The sequence below is a fragment of the Paracoccus versutus genome (assembly GCF_029909795.1).
Classification (GTDB): domain Bacteria; phylum Pseudomonadota; class Alphaproteobacteria; order Rhodobacterales; family Rhodobacteraceae; genus Paracoccus; species Paracoccus versutus.
This window is the reverse complement of the sequence record NZ_CP038196.1, coordinates 2040767-2060803: the sequence shown is the minus strand read 5'-3', so window position 1 is coordinate 2060803 and position 20037 is coordinate 2040767. Positions and strand designations below refer to the sequence as shown.

21 protein-coding genes are annotated in these 20037 nt (G+C 70.8%); 1 reads left to right on the top strand and 20 read right to left on the bottom strand.

The window, feature by feature from the left end:
* Position 1: 1 nt before the first annotated feature.
* From E3U25_RS10165 to E3U25_RS10085, 17 genes are all read right to left on the bottom strand, one after another.
* Positions 2 to 415: a phage major tail protein, TP901-1 family gene (locus E3U25_RS10165; protein WP_024843686.1), complete on the bottom strand. Its 414-nt coding sequence runs from the start codon at positions 413 to 415 to the stop codon at positions 2 to 4.
* A gap of 12 nt (positions 416 to 427) precedes the next feature.
* Positions 428 to 847, bottom strand: coding sequence for a DUF3168 domain-containing protein (locus E3U25_RS10160; protein WP_116220486.1), 420 nt, complete (start codon positions 845 to 847; stop codon positions 428 to 430).
* Complete coding sequence (locus tag E3U25_RS10155) at positions 844 to 1194, bottom strand: head-tail adaptor protein (RefSeq protein ID WP_036760254.1); 351 nt, start codon at positions 1192 to 1194, stop codon at positions 844 to 846. The genes E3U25_RS10160 and E3U25_RS10155 overlap by 4 nt, the downstream gene beginning before the upstream one ends.
* A complete protein-coding gene (locus E3U25_RS10150) occupies positions 1191 to 1814 on the bottom strand; it encodes a head-tail connector protein (protein ID WP_116220487.1) in 624 nt (207 codons plus the stop codon). Before E3U25_RS10150 ends, E3U25_RS10155 begins: the two co-directional genes overlap by 4 nt.
* 127 nt (positions 1815 to 1941) lie before the next feature.
* Positions 1942 to 3108, bottom strand: coding sequence for a phage major capsid protein (locus E3U25_RS10145; RefSeq protein WP_072462096.1), 1167 nt, complete (start codon positions 3106 to 3108; stop codon positions 1942 to 1944).
* Between the two features lie 23 nt (positions 3109 to 3131).
* Positions 3132 to 3689, bottom strand: a complete 558-nt coding sequence (locus E3U25_RS10140; protein ID WP_181180864.1) for an HK97 family phage prohead protease — start codon at positions 3687 to 3689, stop codon at positions 3132 to 3134.
* A complete protein-coding gene (locus E3U25_RS10135) occupies positions 3670 to 3903 on the bottom strand; it encodes a GTA head formation protein, RCAP_rcc01685 family (RefSeq protein WP_024843692.1) in 234 nt (77 codons plus the stop codon). The genes E3U25_RS10140 and E3U25_RS10135 overlap by 20 nt, the downstream gene beginning before the upstream one ends.
* A 1-nt stretch (position 3904) precedes the next feature.
* Entirely contained in the window at positions 3905 to 5104 is a 1200-nt protein-coding gene (locus tag E3U25_RS10130; protein ID WP_116220489.1) for a phage portal protein, read from the bottom strand.
* 148 nt (positions 5105 to 5252) lie between these two features.
* Positions 5253 to 6644, bottom strand: a complete 1392-nt coding sequence (locus E3U25_RS10125; protein WP_175562342.1) for a DNA-packaging protein — start codon at positions 6642 to 6644, stop codon at positions 5253 to 5255.
* On the bottom strand, positions 6544 to 6903 hold the full coding sequence (locus E3U25_RS10120) for a hypothetical protein (RefSeq protein ID WP_052096250.1): 360 nt from the start codon (positions 6901 to 6903) through the stop codon (positions 6544 to 6546). Before E3U25_RS10120 ends, E3U25_RS10125 begins: the two co-directional genes overlap by 101 nt.
* Before the next feature lie 317 nt (positions 6904 to 7220).
* Complete coding sequence (gene mltG, locus E3U25_RS10115; RefSeq protein ID WP_116220490.1) at positions 7221 to 8399, bottom strand: endolytic transglycosylase MltG; 1179 nt, start codon at positions 8397 to 8399, stop codon at positions 7221 to 7223.
* Positions 8396 to 9658 carry a beta-ketoacyl-ACP synthase II gene (gene fabF / locus E3U25_RS10110; RefSeq protein WP_114537680.1) on the bottom strand — a complete coding sequence of 421 codons (1263 nt, stop codon included), beginning with the start codon at positions 9656 to 9658 and terminating at the stop codon, positions 8396 to 8398. Before fabF ends, mltG begins: the two co-directional genes overlap by 4 nt.
* Before the next feature lie 107 nt (positions 9659 to 9765).
* Positions 9766 to 10536, bottom strand: coding sequence for an enoyl-CoA hydratase-related protein (locus tag E3U25_RS10105; protein ID WP_072462101.1), 771 nt, complete (start codon positions 10534 to 10536; stop codon positions 9766 to 9768).
* A 9-nt stretch (positions 10537 to 10545) separates the two neighbouring features.
* Positions 10546 to 11673 carry an acyl-CoA dehydrogenase family protein gene (locus E3U25_RS10100; protein ID WP_116220491.1) on the bottom strand — a complete coding sequence of 376 codons (1128 nt, stop codon included), beginning with the start codon at positions 11671 to 11673 and terminating at the stop codon, positions 10546 to 10548.
* The gene (locus tag E3U25_RS10095) at positions 11670 to 12854 is read right to left on the bottom strand and encodes an acetyl-CoA C-acyltransferase (protein ID WP_281029282.1); all 1185 of its coding nucleotides are present in this window, start codon (positions 12852 to 12854) and stop codon (positions 11670 to 11672) included. The genes E3U25_RS10100 and E3U25_RS10095 overlap by 4 nt, the downstream gene beginning before the upstream one ends.
* Positions 12855 to 12877: 23 nt before the next feature.
* The gene (locus E3U25_RS10090; protein ID WP_116220493.1) at positions 12878 to 13645 is read right to left on the bottom strand and encodes an SDR family NAD(P)-dependent oxidoreductase; all 768 of its coding nucleotides are present in this window, start codon (positions 13643 to 13645) and stop codon (positions 12878 to 12880) included.
* A gap of 9 nt (positions 13646 to 13654) precedes the next feature.
* On the bottom strand, positions 13655 to 15313 hold the full coding sequence (locus E3U25_RS10085; RefSeq protein WP_116220494.1) for an acyl-CoA synthetase: 1659 nt from the start codon (positions 15311 to 15313) through the stop codon (positions 13655 to 13657).
* A gap of 128 nt (positions 15314 to 15441) precedes the next feature.
* Between E3U25_RS10085 and E3U25_RS10080 the strand changes: the two genes are divergently transcribed.
* The gene (locus E3U25_RS10080) at positions 15442 to 16464 is read left to right on the top strand and encodes an AraC family transcriptional regulator (RefSeq protein WP_116220495.1); all 1023 of its coding nucleotides are present in this window, start codon (positions 15442 to 15444) and stop codon (positions 16462 to 16464) included.
* Here E3U25_RS10080 and E3U25_RS10075 read toward each other — a convergent pair.
* The 3 genes from E3U25_RS10075 to E3U25_RS10065 all read right to left on the bottom strand — a co-directional run bounded on the left by E3U25_RS10075 (position 16421) and on the right by E3U25_RS10065 (position 19962).
* Positions 16421 to 17404: a Fic family protein gene (locus E3U25_RS10075; RefSeq protein WP_116220496.1), complete on the bottom strand. Its 984-nt coding sequence runs from the start codon at positions 17402 to 17404 to the stop codon at positions 16421 to 16423. The two genes, E3U25_RS10080 and E3U25_RS10075, sit on opposite strands and share 44 nt — an antisense overlap.
* Before the next feature lie 147 nt (positions 17405 to 17551).
* Positions 17552 to 18661, bottom strand: coding sequence for a ParB/RepB/Spo0J family partition protein (locus tag E3U25_RS10070; RefSeq protein ID WP_036759866.1), 1110 nt, complete (start codon positions 18659 to 18661; stop codon positions 17552 to 17554).
* Positions 18658 to 19962, bottom strand: coding sequence for an AAA family ATPase (locus tag E3U25_RS10065; RefSeq protein WP_036759868.1), 1305 nt, complete (start codon positions 19960 to 19962; stop codon positions 18658 to 18660). The genes E3U25_RS10070 and E3U25_RS10065 overlap by 4 nt, the downstream gene beginning before the upstream one ends.
* Between the last annotated feature and the right edge of the window lie 75 nt (positions 19963 to 20037).

Here is a 20037-nt window from a genome sequence, read left to right as displayed (position 1 = left end):
CTCAGAACGCGACGAAGCTGATCGCGCCCGCGCTTGCCATGGAAATCTCATAGGTCGCCTCGCCATTGTAACTGCCCGCATATTCCAGCGCCGTGATCTGGAACGGCCCTTCGACCGTGCCGAAATCCGGGATCACCACCTGGAAGCGCGGCACCTCGCCGTCGAAGAACACCTGCCGCGCGCGCTCGTCCGTGGTCCCGTCCCGGAACACCCCCGAGCCCGAGATGCTGGCCGAGCGCACCCCCGCGCCCGCCAGCAGCTCGCGCCAGCGCCCCTCGCTTTCCAGGCTCGTCACGTCCACCGTCTCGGCATTGAAGCCCAGCCGGGTCGCCCGCAGCCCCGCCACGGTCTCGAAATGGCCGTCGCCGGTCATGTCCATCTTGATCAGCAGGTCGCGTCCGTTCTGCACCGCCATCACCGTCTCTCCTCAACCCAGGTCGATGCGCGCGCGAAAGGTCAGGTCGACCCGCCGCCCCGCGCCGTTTTCCGCCCGCCGCGCGCGGGCACGCAGGAACCACAGCCCCGCCAGGTGCCCGCGATCCAGCGCCATGTCGGCCGCCTCCAGCGCCTCGCTGACCGCGACCGCCGCCGCCTTGACCGCGCCGAAGCCGCCCGCCGCCTCGGCCCCCGACAGGACCGAGACGACGAAATCATGCACCGCGCCGCCGGCCGTCATGTCGCCCGCGTCGCGCACCTCCTCGGGCCCCAGCGAGACATAAAGCCCCGCCGGCGCCGCCACCGGCATGGCGTCATAGATCGCGTCGCCCACCAGCGCCGCCAGCGCGCCGTCCTCGCGCAGGCGGCGATAGGCCGCGGCCTGCAGGGCGGCCGTTGCAAGATAGCTCATGCCAGGGACTCCTCTTTCGCGATGCAGACCAGCCAGCGGCCGCCGGCATCGCTCTCGGCCACCGCCTCGATGCGAAAGCGCCGGGCGGCCGCGCCCTCGCCCAGCCGGAGCCGCTGCTCGGGGCGCGGGCGGCGGGCATCGCCGGCAGGCGCCGCCCTGACGGTGATCCGCCAGGTCACGACGCTCTGCGCCCCCACCTCGGCGATGCGCTCCGCCCCCGCGCCCGACCGCATCTCGGCCCAGAGGCGCCCGACCTCCTGCCAGGTCAGGCGGAACCCGCCCATCCCGTCGGGCACCCGGACCGGGGATTCCACCACCAGCGGCACCGTCGGTCGCGGCGCCCTCATGCCCGGCCGCGCGACTGGCCGCGCCCCCCCAGCACCCGGACCGAGCGCCAGCGCTCGATCAGCGCGCTGACGCCAAAGGGCAGCGCCCCCGCCGAGCCCTCGAAGCTGCGATCCTCGTGATAGCGCGCGGCCAGCAGCAGCACCGCCTGCGCCAGGTCGGCCGGCAGCCCCGCCCATTCCGCCGCGAACCCGGCGCGAAAGGTGATCTCGGCGAACCCGCCCGAGGGCACCGCCGGCAGGAACGTCCCCACCGGCGCCAGCACCGGCCGCTGCATGTCCGGCACCAGCCGCCAGGCCGCCGGATCGACCGGCACCGCCGCGCCCGCCGCATCGGCGATCCCGACCGCCTCGACCGCCTCGACCGGGGCCAGCGGCAAGGGCTGCCCCTCGGGGTCGCGCCATTCCTCCAGCCGCAGCCGGAACCGCCGGGCCAGCAGCACCTTGCCGGTGCGCGCCTCGACGGTGGCGACGGCCGGGCGCAGGAAACCCGCCAGCGCCGCGGTCTCGGCCCCATCATCGGCGCCGCCCAGGTCGAACCCCGTCCCCAGCCGCAGATGGTCCCGCAACACCGCGACGGGCAGCGCCCCGGCTGCGGGCGCCGTCACTTCCACAAGCATCATCCTCGTCTCTCCCACTCGCAGGGCTTCGGGCAAAAGGGGGCCGCGCCGCTGCACCCTCGCGCGCGCGGACAGTTGCACTTGCCAGCAGGGCGCAGATCCCCGGCGCGGCCCCCGCTTCGGCCCCGGATCAGCCGAAGACCATCAGCTTGACGGCACGGGCGTCGGTGACGCCGCCGCCCACCCGCTTGGTGGCGTAGAACAGCACATGCGGCTTGGCCGAGAAGGGATCGCGCAGCACCCGCAGGTCCGGCCGCTCGACGATGGTATAGGCCGAGCGGAAGTCGCCGAAGGCGATGGAATGCGAGCCCTGCGCGATGTCGGGCATGTCCTCGCAGACCAGCACCGGATAACCCAGAAGCTGCGCCGGCTGGCCCATGGCCAGGCTGTCCGCCCACAGGAAGCGGCCGTCCGCGTCGCGCATCTTGCGCACCGCGGCGGCGGTCTTGGAATTCATCACGAAGCTCGCATTGGCGCGGTATTGCGCGCCCAGCGCATAGACCAGGTCGATCAGCGCATTCGCCGGGTTGGTCGCGGCGAAATCGCCGTTCCCGCCCGACGGGATGGTGCCGATCTGCACATTGGTCGCGGTGCCGTTCGGCGCCTTGGCATGGGTCAGGATGCCGCGCGGCTTGTTCACGCCGTCGCCGCCGATGAAGGCCATGGCCTCGGCGCGGGCGAATTTCTCGGCGATGCGCCCGGCCAGCCAGGTCTCGACGTCGAAGGCGGCATCGTCCAGCAGGCGCTGGCTGGCCTTGGGCATGGCGGAAAGCTCATGCACCGGGATCACCACCCGCTGCACGGTGGGGGTGCCGGTCTCGGCCTGGGCCGTGGCCTCGGTGGCCCAGCCATGGGCGATGTCGCCCATGTCCACCAGCACCTCGTAGCTGGCCGATTCCACCGCCACCACATTGGCGACCCGGCGCAGCGAAGCGGTGACGTTCAGCGCCTCCTGCACCTGCATGGCCACCGTCGGCGCCGCCAGGAAGCCCCCGTCCGAGCCGGTGGTCATCGCCTTGCCCTCCAGCGGCAGGCCACGCAGCGCGCCGTCGTCGCCATGGCGGATATAGGCGTCGAAGGCCTTCTGGTGCGGCGCGCCCTGGTCGGCCTCGGCCGACAGGGGGGCGCGGGCGCGGGAAATCGTCTTGCGGTCCAGCATGGTCATGCGTTCTTCCTGTGCTTCCAATCGGTTCTGAATCTCGCTGCGGAATGCCTTCAACTCCTGGACAAAGCCCAGCATCTCGGCCCCCAGGTCGCCGGGCACATCCGCCCCGGCCGCGGCTTTCACCTCGGTCATGATCCCCTCCGTTTCGGTGAAACTCACTTGGCGCGCAGCGCCAGCGTCGCGGCCCGGAAGGCCGCCGCCATCTCGTGCAGCCGGTCCGACTTGGCCCCGACCTTGGCCTCGGCCAGCATCGGGAACGTCACCAGCGACACCTCCCACAGCTCGACCTCGGAAAGCAGGCGCCGGCCCTTGCCGTCGCGCTCGGCGGAAACGGTGCGATAGCCGATCGACAGCCCGTCGATGGCCCCCGCCGCGACCAGCGCCGCCGCCTCGCGGGCCTGGGCGATCTCGGGCAGAAGCCGCCCCTTGACCCAAAGCCCCTTCTCGTCCTCGCGGATCTCCTCCCAGACGCCGATGGGCCGGGCGGGATCGTGCTGCCACAGCATCCGCACCCGGTCGCCCCGCGCCTCCAGCCGCTTCAGGCTGGCGGCATAGGCGCCCCGGACCACGACGTCGCCGCCCTGGTCGGTCAGGCCGAACAGGCTCGCATAGCCCTCGATCCGCGTGCCCTCGGCCACCACCGGCCCGCCGGCGGCATATTTCAGCTCCAGCCCGTCATTCTTCCGATCCACCTCACCCTCCTTTCGGCGCATATTCCAGGATGGACTGCACCGCCTGGGTCAGGATGACCGCGACGACGCCATAGACGGTCATCCACAACCGCCGTTCCAGCCCCTCGATCAGCGCCTCGATGCGCTCCAGCCGGCGCTCCACCTGGGAAAATTGCAGCGCCATGATCCGCTCCTGCGTCTCCAGGCGCTGGTCGTGCCAGTCGAAGGGCTCCTTGACGAAACGCGAGCCCTCCATCTCACCCCTCCCCCTCCGGCAGGGGCGGCAGCCCCAGCGCCGCCCGCTTCTCGGCCGGGGTCAGGAAGCCGGCCTCGCCGACGCGCTTCCATTGCTGGTCGCGCTCCTCGGCCAGGGCCGGCACCTGGTCGGGATCGGCGCGCAGGTCGATCTCGGCCCCCAGGTGCTCGGACAGCCACCAGGCCAGGGCGCCGGCCACGCGCGAGACCAGCGGCAGCACCGTCAGCCGGTAGAAGGCCCGGTGCGCCTCGGCGTAATTGGCATAGGTCGCCTCGCCGGGAATGCCGATCAGCATCGGCGGCACGCCGAAGGCCTGCGCGATCTCGCGCGCGGCGGCCAGCTTGGTCTGGTGGAACTCCATGTCGCTCGGCGAAAACCCCATCGGCTTCCAGTCGAGCCCGCCCTCCAGCAACATCGGCCGCCCGGCGTTCCTCGCGCCCTGGTGATGCATCTCCATCTCGGTCACAAGGCGCTCGTACTGGTCCGGCGACAGGCTGCCCTGGCCGTCGGCGCCCCGGTAGACGATGGCGCCACTGGGCCGCGCCGCATTGTCCAGAAGCGCCTTGGACCAGCTCGAGGCGCTGTTGTGGACATCCACCGCCACCGCGGCCGCCTGCATGGGCGACAGCCCGTGATGGTCGTCCAGCGGATGAAAGCTGCGGATATGGCAGATCGGATCGGGACTGCCGGCCATGTCGAAGCGGACCTTGCGCCCGCCCACGCCATATTCATAGGCGACCGGCCAGCCGTCCGGCCCCGGCACCACCGCCATCCGGTCCGCGCGCAGCACGTGCAGCTCGGCCGGCAGCCCCTTCGCGCCCTCGCCCACCGCCTCCAGATAGCCGTCGCCGCTCAGCAGGATCTGGCCGTAGAGCGCCTCGAACAGCTCGGCCCGGCCCTGGCCCGGATTGGGCCGGCGCAAGAGGTCCAGCACCGGATGCACCTCATAGCGGCGCTCGCGGTCCTGGCAGATCAGCGGCACGGCGGCGGCCGCCTCGGCGATCAGCCGCACGGCGCGGAACCCGACCGGATTGCCGACGAAGCCCAGGCGCATCAGGCTGACCGTGTCGCGCGGCGACCAGACCACGCGGCCCGAACCCGCCGCCAGCGCCACCAGCTTGCCGGCGGCGCTGGCCTTCTTCTCGACCGCGACGGGCGGCCTCGCGGGCGCAGCCCCCCGCCCGAACCAGGGAAATGCCATCGGTTCCTCCTGAATCCCAATGAAAAAGGGGCCGCGCCCGCGACCCCTCCCGGACCCCGAAAGGCCCTTCTCCGTTTCGAAAATACCCTGGGGGGAGCGCCTGCGGCCCCCCGTCGAGGGGGGCCGCAGGCGCGGGGGGCAAAGCCCCCTAAAGCCCCCGCACCGCCGGGCGCAGGTGATGCGCCCCCGGCTCGATCATCAGCTCGTGGATCGCCCAGACCAGCGCATCCAGCCGGTCGGGCGACCCCCTGCCGTCATAGCCCGCGACCGTCATGCGGCACATCTGCTCCTCCAGCAGCCCCAGCCCGCGCAGGTGGCTGACCCGCCCCTGCTCGTAAAGCGCCGCCACCGGCTCGGCGCGCAAGCCCTTGCCGCGCCCCGCCCGCAGGGCGCGGAACGGCACCAGCGGATCGACCTGGCGGATCACGCTCTCGACCAGGTCGCCGCCCTGGTTGACCTCGGCCACCAGCCGCTCGGCCCCGTGCCGCCGCATCGCCGCGATCGCCGCCCGCGCCCAGTCCAGGGGCCCGCCCCGGACCGAGGCATCCTCCAGCACATAGGCCCGCCAATCCGTCACCGGCCCCTCGGCCACCACCCCGGCGACCACGATGCCGCATTCGTCCGAAGCCGCCCCCGCCGTCACCGCCGGATCGACCGCGACGACGATGCGCGACAGCGCCGGCGCCGCCTCGGCGCGGCAGCGCTCCAGCAGGCCCGCGCTCCACAGCGCCCCCTCGACATCCTCCAGCAGCAGCCCCTCCAGCTCCTGCCGCCCCAGCCGGGTGCCGCCATAGCGCGCCTGCACCTCGGCCAGGAAGCTCTCGGCCAGATAGGCCCGGTTCGCGTCGGTCGGCGCATGGGTGGTCACGGTCGAGGACTGCCGCAACAGCCGCTTCAGCACCGCCACGTTGCGCGGCGTGGTGGTGACGACCTGCTGCGGATGCGGCCCCAGCCGCAGCGCGAATTGCAGCATGTCCCAGCATTCCTCGGCCTTCTTCCACTTGGCCAGCTCGTCGACCCAGGCCGCGTCGAACTGCGGCCCGCGCAGCGCCTCGGGCTCATGGGCCGAGTATAGCTGCGCCGTGGCCCCGTTCGGCCAGACCAGCCGCCGCCGCCCCGCCTCCCATTCCGGCCGCCGGTCCGGCGGGGACGAGGCCAGGATCCCCGATTCCCCGAACACCATCACGTCGCGCGCCTGGTCCAGCGTCTCGCTGACCAGCGCCACCCGGCGCGCGCGGCCCGGCGCCTCGGGGGTCGCGCCCTCGACCTGGGCGCGCACCCATTCGGCGCCGGCACGGGTCTTGCCCGCGCCGCGCCCGCCCATGATCACCCAGCTCTTCCAGTCGCCCTCGGGCGGCAGCTGGTGCGGCAGCGCCCAGAACTCGAAAAGCCAGGGCAGCGCCGCCAGCGCATTGTCGCCCAGCCCCCCCAGGAACGCGTCAACCTCCTCGGGCCCGGCGCAGGCAAGCCAGGCGGCGCCCGATCTCGTCTCGTGCCGCGTCAAGGTCGAGTGCGCCTGCACCGACCCGCCCGGCAGCATCCTTGCGAAGCTTGTCAACCTTGCTCCTTTCCTCCAGCACCATCTGGGTCGCGGCCCGCAGTTCGCGCACCAGCTTGCCGGATTCCTTCAACTCGCCGGTCTCGCCGGCCTCGATCCTTTCCCGCAGCCGGTTCAGCTCGGCCGCATAGGACCGGAACAGCCCATCCGCGATCTCCAGCACGTTTGTGTCCGCCGCCTCGGCGCCGGGCACGAAAGGCCCTTCCGGCGCCTGCGGCCCCGGATCGAAACTCTTGGTCATTCTTGATCGCCCTGCCCTCGTGTGCCTGTCCGCACGAGCGAGACATGAAAAAAGCGGCCTCGGGGTCGCCCCCCGGCCGCTTGCCCATCTCTCCCAGCATGGATAATTTCTACTTCAGGGCGTGCGCCGAGTCAACGCAAAACCCCCGGTTGATCGCCGCGGCGCCGATTTCCCCCGCAAGAACAATCCCTTGCCGAATGCAACACCGCAGCGCACGCCCGGCGCAACACCCGCCGCCGCCGGGTCCGGGGCGCAGGCATGCGCCTTCTCCGTTCCCCAAATACCCAAAAAACCGACCGGCCCTCCGGCAAGGCCGATCAGTCGCCCTGCACCGGCGACAGCGGCTGGCCGCGCTGGCGCTCGATCTCGCGCCAGCGGGCGACGTTGCGGTTGTGCTCCTCCAGCGTGCGGGCAAAGGCGTGCCCGCCCGAGCCGTCGGCCACGAAGAACACGTAATCGGTATCTTCCGGGTCCATCGCCGCGGCGATGGCGGCCCGGCCGGGATTGGCGATGGGCGTCGGCGGCAGCCCGTCGATCTGATAGGTGTTGTAGGGCGTGCGCCGCCGCAGTTCCGAGGCGCGGATGCCGCGGTCCAGGACCCCCTTGCCGCCGGTGATGCCGTAGATCACCGTCGGGTCGGTCTCCAGCCGCATCCCCTGCCGCATCCGGTTGACAAAGACGCTGGCCACCATCCGGCGCTCGTTCGGCTGCCCGGTCTCCTTCTCGATGATCGAGGCCATGACCAGCGCCTCCTCGGGCGTGGCATAGGGCAGGTCGGGCTCGCGCGCCTCCCAGGCCGCGGCCAGGATCGCCGCCTGCCGCCGCTCCATCTCGGCCAGCAGCGCGGCGCGGTCGGCGCCCTTCTCGACGTCGTAGGTGTCGGGGGCGAGGCTGCCCTCCTCGGGCAGGTCCGCGACCTCGCCGCCCAGGAAGCCGGCCTGCTTCAGCCCCTCGGCCACCTGCCAGCTCGTCACCCCCTCGGCGACCGAGATGCGCAGCCGCGCATCCGGCTTGGCCTCCGCGGCCGCGATGACCTCGGGCACGGGCTCGCTGGCGGGGTTGTATTTCGCCTGCTCGGCAAAGACCCCGGTCTCGGCATCCATGTCGCGCAGGATCACCGAGTTCTCGCGCACGCCGATGCGGAACACCACCTCGGTGCCGCAGGTGCTGGGACCGCCGGCGGTGATGACCCGGACGATCTCCTCCATGCTGGACTGCGGCGGCATCAGGTAGGAGCCGTATTTCAGATCGCGCGATTTCCCGGCATAATCGGCGCCCGCCCGGAAGATATAGGCATTGGACACCACGCCCTGCTCGGCCAGCTGCTGGCTGACCGCGTTCAGGCTGGCGCCGGGGGCCACGCGCACGCAGGCGGCCACGGCGCTGGGGCCGGGCCGGGTGTATTCGTGCTTGCCCCAGGCGATGGCCGCCGCGACCGCGATCAGGATCACGATCAGCAGCGTCAGGAAATTCGACGCGATGTGGCGCCAGATCATTCCTTGACCCGTCCCATCACCAGGCTGGCATTGGTGCCGCCGAAGCCGAAGCTGTTGGACAGCACATGGTCCACCTTGCGCCGCACCGCGGCATTGGCGGCCAGGTCGATCGGCGTCTCGCGCGCCTGGTCGTCCAGGTTGATGGTCGGCGGGCAGATCTGGTCGCGGATCGCCAGGATGCAGAAGATCGCCTCGACCGCGCCCGCCGCGCCCAGCAGGTGCCCGATGCTCGACTTGGTCGAGGACATCACCACATTGCCCGCCGCATCGCCCATCAGCCGCTCGACCGCGCCCAGCTCGATCACGTCGGCCATGGTCGAGGTGCCATGCGCGTTGATATAGTCCAGCTCGCCCGGCGTCAGGTTCGCCCGCTTCAGCGCGTTGGTCATGCTGCGGAAGCCGCCGTCGCCGTCCTCGCTGGGGGCGGTGATGTGATAGGCGTCGCCCGACAGGCCATAGCCCAGGATCTCGGCATAGATCCTGGCGCCGCGCGCCTTGGCATGCTCGTATTCCTCCAGCACGACGACGCCGGCGCCCTCGCCCATGACGAAGCCGTCGCGGTCCACGTCCCAGGGCCGGCTGGCCGCCTTGGGGTCGTCCTCGCGCTTGGTGGACAGCGCCTTGCAGGCGTTGAAGCCGGCGATGCCGATCTCGCAGATCGGGCTCTCGGCGCCGCCCGCGATCATCACGTCCGCGTCGCCCAGCATGATCAGCCGCGCCGCGTCGCCGATGGCATGCGCCCCGGTCGAGCAGGCCGTGACCACCGCATGGTTCGGCCCCTTGAAGCCGAAGCGGATCGAGACCTGGCCCGAGACCAGGTTGATCAGCGCCCCCGGAATGAAGAAGGGCGAGACCCGCTTCGGCCCGCGTTCCTTGATCAGCACCGCGGTATCGGCGATCGAGGAAAGCCCGCCGATGCCCGAGCCGATCATGACCCCGGTGCGCTCGCGCTCGTCCTCGTTCGCCGGCTCCCAGCCGGAATCCTTCACCGCCTGCGTCGCGGCGGCCATGCCGTAAAGGATGAAGTCGTCGACCTTGCGCCGGTCCTTGGGCTCCATCCAGTCGTCGGGGTTGAACGTCCCGCCCGAGCCGTCGCCAAAGGGGAGCTCGCAGGCATATTTCGTCGCCACGTCCTTGGTGTCGAACCGGGTGATCGGTCCGGCGCCGGATTCCCCGGCCAGAAGCCTCGACCAGGTCTCCTCGACCCCCGAGGCCAGCGGCGTGACCATCCCCAGTCCGGTGACGACAACTCTGCGCATGCACGGGCTCCCTTCGCAACGCTCAATCGGGCAGGTTCTACACGCCGCCCGCCCGCCGCGCAACGCAAAGCGCCGCCCGGCCGGCGGGCTGCCGCCCCCGGTTCCGGTCAGTCGCGGTGAAACTCCGGCTTGCGCTTTTCCAGAAAGGCCCGCATGCCCTCGCGCTGGCCCTCGGTGCCGAACAGCCGGTGGAACAGCCGCCGTTCCCAGGCCACGCCCTCGGCCAGCGACAGCTCCTCGGCCCGCATCACCGCCTCGCGCGCCAGCCGCGTCGCCGGCCGCGAATAGCCGGCGATCTGCCGCGCCGCCGCCATCGCCTCGGGCACGACCTGATCGTCGGGCACCACCCGCGCCACCAGCCCGGCGCGCAGCGCCTCGGCCGCGTCCATCATCCGCCCGGTCAGGTGCAGGTCCATCGACAGCGCCCGCCCGATCAGCTTCGTCATCCGCTGCGTGCCGCCCATGCCGGCGATCACGCCCAGCTTGACCTCGGGCTGGCCGAATTTCGCCCCCTCGCCGGCGATGGCGAAATCGCACATCATCATCAGCTCGCAGCCGCCGCCCAGGGCATAGCCGTTCACCGCCGCGATCTTCGGCGTGCGCGTCGCGGCGAAGCGGTCCCAGATGGCAAAGAAATCCGCCTCGACCATTGCCTCGGCGCTCTTCTCGGCCATTTCCGAAATATCCGCCCCCGCGGCGAAGGCGCGGTCCGAGCCGGTGACGACGATGGCCCCCACCCCCCGGTCCGCGTCCAGCGCCTCGGCCGCCGCCGTCAATTCCTCGGCCAGGGCCGAGTTCAGCGCGTTCAGCGCCTCGGGCCGGTTCAGGCGGATCAGCGCCACCCGACCCTCCCGCGTGATCTCGATCAGCTCAGCCATGCTCCCCCCTCACAGGTTGCGGGCGATGACGAGGCGCTGCACCTCGCTCGTCCCTTCGTAGATCTGGGTCACGCGCACGTCGCGATAGATGCGCTCGACCGGATAGTCGGCCAGGTAGCCGTAGCCGCCATGGATCTGGATCGCCGCCGAACAGACCTTCTCCGCCATTTCCGAGGCGAAGAGCTTGGCCATGCTGGCTTCGGTCAGGCAGGGCTTGCCCGCCTCGCGCAACTGCGCCGCGCGCAGCACCATCAGCCGCGCCGCGTCGATCTGCACCGCCATGTCGGCCAGCTTGAAGGCCACCGCCTGATGCTCGATGATCGGCCGGCCGAAGGTGATGCGTTCGCGCGCATAGGCCAGCGCCGCCTCATAGGCGCCGCGCGCCATGCCGACCGCCTGCGCGGCGATGCCGATGCGCCCGCCCTCCAGGTTCGACAGCGCGATCCGGTAGCCCTCGCCCTCTTCGCCCAGCCGGTTCTCGACCGGCACCCGCATCCCGCTGAACGCCAGCGCGCAGGTGTCCGACGAATGCTGCCCCAGCTTGTGCTCGACCGAGACGACCTCGTAGCCCGGCGTATCCGTCGGCACGATGAAGGCGGAAATCCCCTTCTTCCCCGCCGCCGCATCGGTCACGGCAAAGACGATCACCACCGAGCCGTTCTTGCCGCTGGTGATGAACTGCTTGCTGCCGTCGATGACATAATACCCGCCCTCGCGCCGCGCCCGCGTGCGCAGGTTCGACGCGTCCGAGCCGGCATGCGGCTCGGTCAGCGCAAAGCCGCCGATCCATTCGCCGCTCGCCATCCTGGGCAGGAAGCGCGCCTTCTGCTCCTCGGTGCCGAAGCGCAGGATCGGCACGCAGCCGACCGAGCTATGCACCGACATGATGGTCGAGCACGCCCCGTCCGCCGCCGCGATCTCCTCCAGCGCCAGCGCATAGGCGACCGTGCCGGTCTCCGACCCGCCATGCTCCTCGGGCACCAGCATGCCCAGGAACCCCAGTTCGCCCATTTCGGTCAGCTCGGCGCGCGGAAATTCATGCGCCCGGTCGCGCGCCGCCGCCCCCGGCGCCAGCCGCTCTTGCGCAAAGTCGCGCACGGCGTCGCGGATCTGCTCCTGTTCCTCGGTCAGCATCATTGCATCCTCTCGATGGCGACCGCCGTCGCCTCGCCCCCGCCGATGCAAAGCGTGGCGATGCCGCGCTGGCCGCCATGCGTCTCCAGCGCCGCCAGCAGCGTGACCAGCACCCGCGCACCCGACGCGCCGATGGGATGGCCCAGCGCGCAGGCGCCGCCATGGATATTCACCGCCTCATGCGACAGGCCCAGATCGCGCATCGCCGCCATGGCGACCACCGCGAAAGCCTCGTTCACCTCGAACAGATCATAGTCTGAAAGCGCCGTCCCGGTCCGCTCCAGCAACCGCCGGACCGCACCGATGGGCGCGGTCGGAAACAGCCCCGGCTTGTCGGCAAAGGTCGCGTGCCCGACGATCCGCGCCCGCGGCACCAGCCCGCGCCGCTCGGCCTCGGAGGCCCGCATCAAGACCAGCGCCGCCGCCCCGTCCGAGATCGAGGAACTGTTCGCCGCCGTCACCGTGCCCCCCGGCCGGAAGGCCGGCTTCAGCGTCGGGATCTTGTCCAGCCGTGCCTTGCCCGGCTGCTCGTCGGTATCGACCACCACCTCGCCGCCGCGGCCCTTGACCGTCACCGGCGCGATCTCGCCCGCGAAATGCCCGGCGGCAATCGCCTTCTGCGCGCGGGTCAGCGAGGAAATCGCGAACTCGTCCTGCGCTTGCCGTGTGAACTGATAGGCTTCGGCGCAATCCTCGGCGAATGTGCCCATCAGCCGGCCCTTGTCATAGGCATCCTCCAGCCCGTCCAGGAACATGTGGTCCATGACCTGCCCATGGCCCATGCGATAGCCCGAGCGCGCCTTCGGCAGCAGATAGGGCGCGTTCGACATGCTTTCCATGCCGCCCGCGACCACGACATCGGCCGAGCCGGCCAGGATCAGGTCATGGCCCAGCATCGCCGCCTTCATGCCCGAGCCGCACATCTTGTTGACGGTCGTGGCCCCCGCGCCCAGGGGCAGGCCCGCGCCCAGCGCCGCCTGCCGCGCCGGGGCCTGGCCCTGGCCGGCGGGCAGCACGCAGCCCATGATGATCTCGTCCACCGCCTGCGGGTCCAGGCCGCCCAGCGCGGCGCGGATCGCGGTCGCGCCCAGCGCCGCGGCCTCGACCCCGGCGAAATCGCCCTGGAAGCCGCCCATCGGCGTGCGGGCCGCGCCCGTGATGACAATCGGATCGGTGCTCATGATGACTCTCCCCTATTTCGGCGGCCTTATTTCGGCGCCATGCGCAGCGCGCCGTCCAGCCGGATGACCTCGCCGTTCAGCATCTGGTTCTCGACGATATGGCGCACCAGCGCCGCATATTCCGCAGGATTGCCCAGCCGCGGCGGGAAAGGCACGTTGGCGCCCAGGCTGTCCTGCACCTCCTGCGGCAGCCCGGCCATCATCGGCGTGGCAAAGATGCCCGGCGCGATGGTCATCACCCTTATGCCGTGCCGCGCCAGTTCCCGCGCCGACGGCAGGGTCAGCGCCGCGACGCCGCCCTTCGAGGCCGCATAGGCCGCCTGCCCGATCTGCCCGTCATAGGCCGCGATCGAGGCGGTGTTGACGATCACCCCGCGCTCGCCGCCCTCGCCCGGCGCGTTCTTCGCCATGGCATCGGCGGCCAGCCGCAGCATGTTGAACGTGCCCACCAGGTTGATCTGGATGGCGCGGGCAAAGCTCTCCAGCCCATGCGGTCCCTCGCGCCCGACGATCTTCTCGCCCGGAGCCACGCCGGCGCAGTTCACCGCCACGTCGATCCGGCCGAAAGCCTCCAGCGCCGCGGCGATGGCCGCCTCGCCCTCCGGGCCGCTGGTCACGTCGGTCCTGACGAAACGCGCCGCCGCGCCCAGTTCCGCCGCCATCGCCGCACCGGCCTCGGCATTGACGTCCAGCAGCACCGCCCGCGCACCCGCGCCGACCGCCATGCGCGCCACCGCCGCGCCCAGGCCGGAGCCGGCGCCTGTGATCACAAAAACCCTGTTCTCGATCTGCATGGTATCCCCCTACCTCTGCGCCAGTTTCTCGACTTCCGCCTTGCGCAGGATGAAGCGCTGGATCTTGCCGCTCGGCGTCTTCGGCAGGTCGGCGACAAACTCGATCATCCGGGGATAGGCATGGGCCGACAAGCGTTTCTTCACGTGCTGCGCCAGTTCCTCGCGCAGCGCCTCGGTCCCCTCGACGCCCTTGGCCAGCACCACGAAGGCTTTCACCACCTCGGTCCGCTCGGGGTCGGGCACGCCGACCACCGCCGCCTCGACCACGGCAGGATGCTCGATCAGCGCGCTTTCCACGTCGAAGGGGCCGATGCGATAGCCCGAGGATGTGATCACATCGTCCGACCGGCCGATGAAGCTGATCGACCCGTCCGGCTCGAACTCCACCGAATCGCCGGTGCGGTAATAGCCCCCCGCCAGCGCCGGCGTCGCCTGGTTCAGGTAGCCCGAAAACCACATCAGCGGCGAACGCTTCATGTCGATGGCCAGCACGCCCGGCTGGTTCGGCCCCAGTTCGCAGCCCGCATCGTCCAGCACCACCACGCGATAGCCCGGCATGGCGAGGCCGGCCGAGCCCGGACGCACCGGATGCTCCAGCCCGTGATGGTTGTTCACGCACATGCCCATCTCGGTCTGGCCGTAATGGTCATGGATCGGCACCGCCAGATGCTCGGCGAACCAGCGGATGATCTCGGGGTTCAGCGGCTCGCCGGCGGAACTGACCACCCGCAGCTGCCCCTTGACCGCCGCGGCCGCCTCCGGCCCCGCCGCGATCAGCAGCCGATAGGCGGTGGGCGAGCCGGCAAGGCTCGTCACCCCCATGCGCTGGATGATGCGATAGGTGGTCTCGGCAGTAAAGCCGCCCTCGTAGAAGATCGTCGCCTGCCCCAGCAGCAAGGGCCCGGTCAGCGCGTAATACAGCCCATAGGCCCAGCCCGGATCGGCGATGTTCCAGAACACGTCGCTTTCGCGCAGGTCCACCGCATCGCGCATATAGGCGCCAAAGGCCAAGAGCGCCCGCAAGGGCACCGGCACCCCCTTGGGCAGGCCGGTGGTGCCCGAGGTGGACATCATCATGAACAGATCCTCGCCGCGCCGCATCACCGGCTCGAACGCGTCCGAGGCCATGGCCAGCGCCTCGCGGAAATCCACGTCGCCCGGCGCCAGCGGCCCGTCGCCGCGCAGCACGGCGACCAGCGGGCAGTCCTCGACCTCGTCCAGCTTGGGCCGCTGGGCGGCATTCGTCACCACCAGCTTGGCGCCGCTGGTCCTCAGCCGATGCTCGATCGCCTTGGGGCCGAAGGCGGTGAACAGCGGCTGGTAGACCGCGCCCAGCCGCCAGGCGCCCAGCACCGTGGCGACCAGCTCGACCGTGCGCGGCAACAGCCCGGCGACCACGTCGCCCGGCCGGATGCCCTTGTCGCGCATCAGGTTCGCCGCCCGCGCCGCCATGCCGCGCAGGTCCTCGAAGGTGTATTCCGTCAGCGCCTCGTCCGGCGACAGGCAGCGCAGCGCCACCCGGTTCGCGCCGCAATGGCGGTCGCAGCATTCGACGCAGGCGTTCAGCCCGGTCTCCAGGTCGCCGCGCAGCCCGGCGATGGCGTCCTCGATACGGAACCGCGCCACGGCCTCGTCATAGCGCGTCCGGGACAGGGTGGTCGCAGACATGTCTCTCCTCCTCAACTCTCCCGCATGACGCGGTTTCCCCGAGTTCGGCGGCAGCTTAGCGCCGGCGACATTGCAAACAATGCCATTGGCGGCCAGAATATCTGATCGGTTTTGCAACAAGGGGCGCCATGGAACGCCGCACCATCACCCCCGGCTTCGTCGAGGACGCGCTGGACTGCCTTCACCGCCGCGGCATCGACCCCGCGCCGCTCCTGGCGCAATCCGGCATCCCGGCCCTGGGCGAGCCGGTCTCGAACCTGCAATACGGCAAGCTCTGGCTCGCCATCGCCGACCGCATCCGCGACGAGTTCTTCGACGAGGCCGCCCGCCCCATGCGCCCCGGCAGCTTCCAGCTGCTCTGCCAGGCGGCGCTGCATGCCGGCACGCTGGAGCGCGCCCTGCGCCGGGCGCTGCTGTTCCTGTCGGTCACGCTCGACGACCCCACCGGCACCCTGCGCCTGCGCGACGGCCAGGCCGAGATCGTGCTGCGCGACGCCGGCCCGCCGCGCCGCGCCTTCGCCTATCGCACCTACTGGCTGATCCTGCTGGGCGTCATGTGCTGGCTGATCGGCCGCCGCATCCCGCTGATGCAGGTGGATTTCGCCTGCCCCGCGCCGGAGAACCGCCGCGACTACCACCAGTTCTTCGGCGCGCCGGTGCATTTCGGCCAGCCCGCCAGCCGGCTGACCTTTGCCGCCAGCTACCTCGCCCTGCCCACCATCCGCAGCGAAAAGGCGCTGGAAGGCTTCCTGCGCGGCGCGCCCGCCAACATCCTTCTGCGCTATCGCCACGACCAGGGGCTTTCCGCGCGCATCCGCGCCCGGCTGCGCGCCGCCGCGCCCGAGGACTGGCCGGATTTCGACCGCCTCGCCGCCGAGCTGCGCCTGTCCCCCGCCACCCTGCGCCGCCGATTGCGGGCCGAGGGCCAGGGCTTCGCCGCCATCCGCGCCGAGATCCGGCTGATGCGCGCCCGCCAGCTTCTGCGCGACACCGACCTCAGCGTGGCCGAGATCGCCGCCCGCCTGGGCTATGGCGAACCCAGCGCCTTCCACCGCGCCTTCCTGAAGATCGCCGGCACCACGCCGGCCGCCTTCCGCCGCGACGCGCTCAGCCCGCCAGCATCCACAGCCGGAACCGCCGCCCGCCGGTGATCTCGCGCGCCAGACCCAGCGCCTTCATCCGCGACAGCATCCGCTCGGCGGTGTCGCGGCTGATGCCGGCGCTTTCCTCCAGCATCGCCGCGTTCAGCAAGGGATGCGCCGCCAGCGCCCGGATCACCCGGCCGGCGTTCTCGCCCTTGACCCCGGCCATCGCCTCCAGCGCGCGGGCCTGCCAGTCGGCCACCCGCGCCAGCTCGTGCCGCGCATCCTGGATCCCGGCGGTGACTGCGGCAAGATGCCGCGCCATGCGCTCGGCCGGGCTGCCGCCATCGACCCAGACCCCGCGGCCATGCCGGCCCAGCGGCACGAAGCGCAGCGCCTCGCAGCCCTCGGCCATGTCGCGCGCGGTCCAGGTCGCGGGCTCGGCCAGCATCTCGGGCGCCGAGAGCCCGCAGAGCCGCCACAGCACCCGCAGCGCCGCCGCCCTGACCAGCGGCGACAGCCCCGCGACCTGCCCGGCCAGGTCGCGGAACTCGGCCACCGCCGCGTCGAAATCCCGGCCCGTCGGCCGCGTCGCCAGCAGCTCGTCCAGCCCGGAAACCGCGGCCCGGTGCAGCCCCAGGAAGCCGCGCAGGTCGCGCGCATCGCCCTGCCCCTCCAGCCGGCGGATGCCCCAGCGCGCCAGCCGCATCGCCTCCAGGTCGGCGCCGGCCCGCGCCTCCATCAGGTCGCGGCCGATCTCCTCGCGGCGCAAGGGCGTGCCCTGCGCCCATAGCATCGCCTCGACCTCGATCAGCGCCAGCCGGCGGTTGGCGCCGGCCCGCGCCTCGGGCTCCAGCGCCGCGACCACGCCCTCCAGCCGCCCCAGCGCGAATGCGGCGCGGGCCAGTTCCGCGGCCTGCCCGGCCTCGGCGGAAAACCACGCCGAGGCATCAAAAAACTGGTGCGCGACCGATTTTCCGTGATATTCTATGTCCGAAGCGGATGGCATGTTTCCCGACCTGCAAGCAGCCTTATCCGCAGAATAACCCCATTTTGCGGATCACTGGAAGAGGGGGCGTTCACCCCCCCTGCCCCGATGCCCCTGGCCGGCCCCGAAAGGCCCGCGGCGGGGGCCGGACCTTCCCCGCGGGGAAGGTCAATCCAGGCTCTCCAGCATCACCCGCACCGCCGCCTCCAGCTTGCGCCGGTCCACGGCCGAGAAGTCGCGCGGCAGCCGGATCTCCAGCCGCCCGTTCGAGGCGGTGCATTTGGCGCTGCCCTGCGGCCGCTGGATCTGGAAGCTGATGCGGGCCTTCCCCGCGGGGACGGTCGGCGTGGTGCTGCGCGGCGCGGCGGCCGGCGATTCCTCGTCGCCCGCCAGCCCGGCATAGCGGCGCAGCAGCTCCAGCTCGTCCTTGACCGAGCGCGAATCCCAGTTCTTCAGCTCGGCCCGGATCGCGGCCGCCGTGCCCGGCACCTCGTCCAGCCGTTGCGCCAGCGCCAGCCCCAGCGCGCGCGGGATGTCGGGCGCGTAAAGCAAGGCATCGCCCAGGGCCTCGACCAGCCGGATGAAGCTGCGGATATAGCTGCGCTTCTGGTAGCCGGCGGATTTGAACAGGATCGCCACCGCCTTCTCGGGGTCGTTCTCCTCGGTCACGGGGTCCATGGCGTAATGCAGCGCCAGCTGCGCCATCTCGGCAAACGAGATGTCCTTGCGCACCATGTTCTCGTCGACCATGCGCCGGTATAGCCGCTCCAGCTCGTCGCCGCGCGCCGCGATACCGGCCGGGATGCGGCCCCATTTCTCGACGTCGCCCGTCTCTTCCAGCAGCTGGCGATAGGCCGACAGCCGGCGCCAGCCCTGGATCAGCTCATAGCGGCCGTCCTCGGCCGGCTCGACCCGGATCGGGTTCGACAGGCCGATGTCGCGGATCGACTCGACCAGCTCGGTCAGCTCGTAATCCGGCCCGGCGGCGCGGTCGCGGATCAGCTTCTGCGCGTCGATGGCGTCCAGCGGGATCAGGTCGGTGATCAGCCCGGCGCGCTTCAACCGCACATGTTCCTGCGCCAGCGCATCGTTCTCGGCCCGGATCTGCGCCTCCAGCCGCGCGCGGTCGCGGGTGGATTCGGCGGTCTCGGTGATGGCGGTGGCCATCGGGCCGCGGCGATGCTCCTTTTCCTCCTTCCCCGCGGGGAAGGTTTCCGGCACGGCCGCGGCGGGCTCGTCCGGCATCTCGATCTCGAACATGCGGCGCTTGCGGCTCATGCCTCGCCCTCCAGCTTGTCCCAGGCGGCGACGACATGGGACTTGAACTCCTCATAGGCCTGGTCGAAGGTCGCCCGCGCCCGCCGCCAGGTGCCGCGCGTCATCTCGCGATAGTCGATCTCGTAGATCGAGGACAGGAACCGGCCGGATTGCTCGACCGCGCGGGTCAGCTCGATCGGATGCTGGGCCATGTGCTGGCCGAAGACCTGCTGGAAGGCGCCGTACATCGCCTGGTGCAGCTCGTTCGACGGCTCGTAGCGCGTCATCAGGAAGCGGATGTCGGCAAAGGCCTTGGGCAGCTTGATCTTCCCCGTGGGGAAGTTTTCGAAGCCATGCGACAGGTCTTCCAGCGCCTCGGACAGCTGGCCGATAAAGCTGGTGGTCGAGTCGTATTCCCAATAGCCGGGGCCCGAGGGGATATAGAGCATGTCGGCGGCAAAGACCGCGTTCATCGACTGATAGCCGATGGCCGGCGGGCAGTCGAAGAGGATCAGGTCATAGGCATCGTCCGCCAGGCTGTCGAGAAAGCGCGACACCGCACCGAAGAAGGTCCATTCCGGGTTCAGGTGCCGGTATTGGGCGCTGGCGAACTCGACGAAGGCGGCGTTGGCGCAGCTCGGGATGATGTCGATGGTCGGCCAGGCGGTCGGCTTGATGAAGTCCGCCGGGCGCAGCATGCCCAGACCCATGTCGCGGATCGAGGCCGGCAGCTTGCGCTGGGGCAGGGCAGTGCCGCTCTCGGCGCCGCGGGCGGCGGCGTTCATGCGGTCGGTCTCGCGCTCCAGGTCGCGGGCCATGATGCCCCAGACGGTATGGTCCTCGCCCACGTCGGTCAGGCCCATGGAATGCGACAGCGTGGCCTGCGGGTCGAAGTCGACGACCAGCACCCGGTAGCCGTCCAGCGCCGCGGCATGGGCGAAGTGCAGCGCCACGGTCGACTTGCCGGCGCCGCCCTTGAAGTTGGCGATGGCGGCGCGGAAGGCGCGCTTGCCCTCGGCCCGCCAGGGCATCAGCGTCTTGCGGTTGATGCGGATGCGGCGGCGCAGCTCGTTGATCTCGTCGAGCGAGAACCAGCGCTGGCGGCCGTCCTCCTCGACTTCCCCGAGGGGAAGGTTCGGCTCGGCGGCGAGCTTGCCGCGGAAGGTGGACTGGTTGATGCGGAAGATCAGCTCGGCCACCTCCCAGCTGGAGAAGCGGCGCAGCGTCTTTTCATTGGCCGGGCTGAAGGTCTGGCGCCGGATCCAGCCCTGCATCTTCAAGGATTGCGCCTGCAGCTTGGCGAGGTCTTCGTGCGTATACATAGGATGCCTGTATTTCTAGGACGCAGATTTTCTTCCGTTTCGCTTTTACGCCGGATTTGCACATTTGGCAAAAGG